This is a genomic window from Arhodomonas sp. KWT (assembly GCF_010993615.1).
This window is the reverse complement of record NZ_WNXE01000043.1, coordinates 18,809-21,270: the sequence shown is the minus strand read 5'-3', so window position 1 is coordinate 21,270 and position 2,462 is coordinate 18,809. Positions and strand designations below refer to the sequence as shown.

The 2,462-nt window shown below is 69.4% G+C and carries 2 protein-coding genes and 1 pseudogene; 1 reads left to right on the top strand and 2 read right to left on the bottom strand.

Annotated elements, in window-relative coordinates:
- Window positions 1–799: pseudogene (locus tag G7A99_RS09160) on the top strand (thioredoxin domain-containing protein); the annotation flags it as partial.
- Window positions 800–969: 170 nt separating this feature from the next.
- Here G7A99_RS09160 and G7A99_RS09155 read toward each other — a convergent pair.
- Together G7A99_RS09155 and gcvH are read right to left on the bottom strand one after the other, a co-directional pair.
- Complete coding sequence (locus tag G7A99_RS09155; protein ID WP_018716518.1) at window positions 970–1,908, bottom strand: carbohydrate kinase family protein; 939 nt, start codon at window positions 1,906–1,908, stop codon at window positions 970–972.
- Window positions 1,909–2,003: 95 nt separating this feature from the next.
- The gene (gene gcvH, locus G7A99_RS09150; RefSeq protein ID WP_018716519.1) at window positions 2,004–2,390 is read right to left on the bottom strand and encodes a glycine cleavage system protein GcvH; all 387 of its coding nucleotides are present in this window, start codon (window positions 2,388–2,390) and stop codon (window positions 2,004–2,006) included.
- Between the last annotated feature and the right edge of the window lie 72 nt (window positions 2,391–2,462).

Below are 2,462 nucleotides of genomic sequence, written 5' to 3'. Positions count from 1 at the left end.
GCGCACCCCGCCGGCGCGGGACGACAAGCGCCTTACCGGCTGGAACGCGTTGACCGCCCGCGGCCTCGCCCACGCCGGCCGGCTCATGGGCCGCCAGGAATGGGTGGACACCGCCGCCGGCATCCTGGGCTTCATTGACGACAACCTCTGGGCCGACGGCCGGCTGCTCGCCCGCTACGCCGACGGCTCGGCCGCCCTGCCGGCCTACCTGGACGACCATGCCTACCTGCTCTGGGCCCTGCTCACCCAGCTCGAGGCACGCTGGGAACCGCGCTGGCTGGAGCGGGCACGGACGGTGGCCGATCTGCTGCTCGCCCGCTTCGAGGCACCGGGCGGCGGCTTTCACTTTACCGCGGACGATCACGAGCCGCTGATCCAGCGACCCTACGGCTTCAGCGATGACGCCCTGCCGTCTGGCACCGCCATTGCCGTGCACGGCCTGCAGCGCCTCGCCGACCTCACCGGCGAGGCCGCCTACCGCGACGCCGCCCGGCGCGGCGTCGATGCCGCAGCCGGGGCCGTTGCCCGGGCACCGGAGGCCCACTGCACCATGATCGATGCCATGCTCGCCTGGGAGCACGGTGAGGAGACCGTGCTCATCCGTGCCGACGGCACGGACGCGGCGGAGTGGCGCCACGCCGGCGACACCGCGTACACCCCGGGCCGCCAGGTCTTCGTGCTGCCCACGGACGACGCCACCGGCCTCGGTCCGGCCGCCGGCGCCCGTGTCTGCACCGGCACCCACTGCCTGCCCGAGGCGGGCACACCGGAGGCGCTGGCCGACCTGCTGCGGGGCTGACCGGGAGGCGGAAGCTCAGGATCGGCAACGGCGAATCACCGCGGACTGGCCACGAGCGCGACGGGGATTTCCGGGGCGAGGGAAGGGAAAGCCGCCGGGCAGCGCGATGCCGCGCTCCCGGCCATGTGGTGACCGCCGCCCGAGGTCACGGGGACGACGGTGGACGCGGTTCAGACCGGCATGGCCTCGCCGAAGGCTGCCTCGTAGTGCCGGCGGAACTCATCCAGATCGAAGTAATGATTCTGGGTGCCGTGCTTGGCGATCTTGATCGACCCCATCAGCGAGGCGATGCGACCGGTGACCTCCCAGTCCAGGCCGCGGCCGAGGCCGAAGAGAAGCCCGGCGCGATAGGCATCGCCGCAACCGGTCGGGTCCAGCACCTGCTCCGGCTCCACCGCCGGAATCTGGATCTGCTTGCCGCCGGTAAAGATCCACGAGCCCTCGCCGCCGCGGGTGACCACCAGCGCCTCGACGCGCTCGGCGATGCCGTCCAGGTCGAGTCCGGTGCGCTCCTGCATCAGCTGGGACTCGTAGTCGTTGACCGCCACCCAGGTGGCCTGGTCGATAAAGCGCAGCAGCGCCTCGCCGTCGAACATCGGCAGGCCCTGGCCCGGATCGAAGATGAACGGGATCCCCGCCGCCTTGAACTGCTCGGCGTGCTGGACCATCGCGTCCGGACCGTTCGGTGCGACGATGCCGACCGGGTTGTCATAGCCCGCCGGCACGCTCACCCGGTGGGCCTCACCCATCGCCCCCGGATGGAACGCGGTGATCTGGTTGTCGTCCATGTCCGTGGTGATGTAGGCCTGCGCCGTATAGTGGTCGTCCAGCGCGATGATGTGATCGCGCGGGATATCCCAGCGCTCCAGCCAGTCAGTATAGACGCCGAAATCCGCACCTACGCTCGCCAGCGGCACACCGCGCTCGCCGAGCAGGCGCAGATTGTAGGCGATGTTGCCGGCGCAGCCGCCGTATTCGCGGCGCATCTCCGGAACCACGAAGGCCACGTTCAGGATGTGGACCTGGTCGGGCAGGATATGATTGGCGAAGCGGTCCTTGAACACCATGATGGTGTCGAAGGCCATGGATCCGCTGATCAGCGCGGTCATTCACTACTCCCTCTGTCGCCGATAAGAAGCCAACACGGGACCACAGATCACCCGGAGTAGCAAGTGCGGCCCCGTCCCGGTCACACCGGGGAAGCTCACTCCTCGGCGGCGAACTCGGTGTAGGCCGCGGCATCCAGCAGCGCGTCCACGGCGCCCTCGTCGGCGGGACGCATGCGGAACAGCCAGCCCTCGCCGTAGGGGTCCTGATTGATGAGCTCCGGCTCGTCGGCGAGGCGCTCGTTGGCCTCGGTGATCTCGCCGGCGAGCGGTGAATAGATATCGGAGGCGGCCTTGACCGACTCCACCACCGCCACCGTCGCCTCGCTGTCGACACCGCCCGGCTCGGGCAGCTCCACGAACACCAGGTCGCCGAGGGACTCCTGGGCGTGATCGGTGATGCCCACGGTCACGGTGCCGTCATCCTCGGTGCGCACCCACTCGTGACTGCGGGTGTACTTCAGTTCGGTGGGGATGTTGCTCATCGTCGCTGCTCTCCCTGAATCCTGAAAATCTCCGCGAGACTATACCCACCCCGGGCGCCCGGATACCAGCGC

Excerpts from the sequence above, each read along its gene's own strand:
- G7A99_RS09155 (WP_018716518.1), bottom strand. The coding sequence starts at position 1,908 with ATGACCGCGCTGATCAGCGGATCCATGGCCTTCGACACCATCATGGTG.
- gcvH (WP_018716519.1), bottom strand. The coding sequence starts at position 2,390 with ATGAGCAACATCCCCACCGAACTGAAGTACACCCGCAGTCACGAGTGG.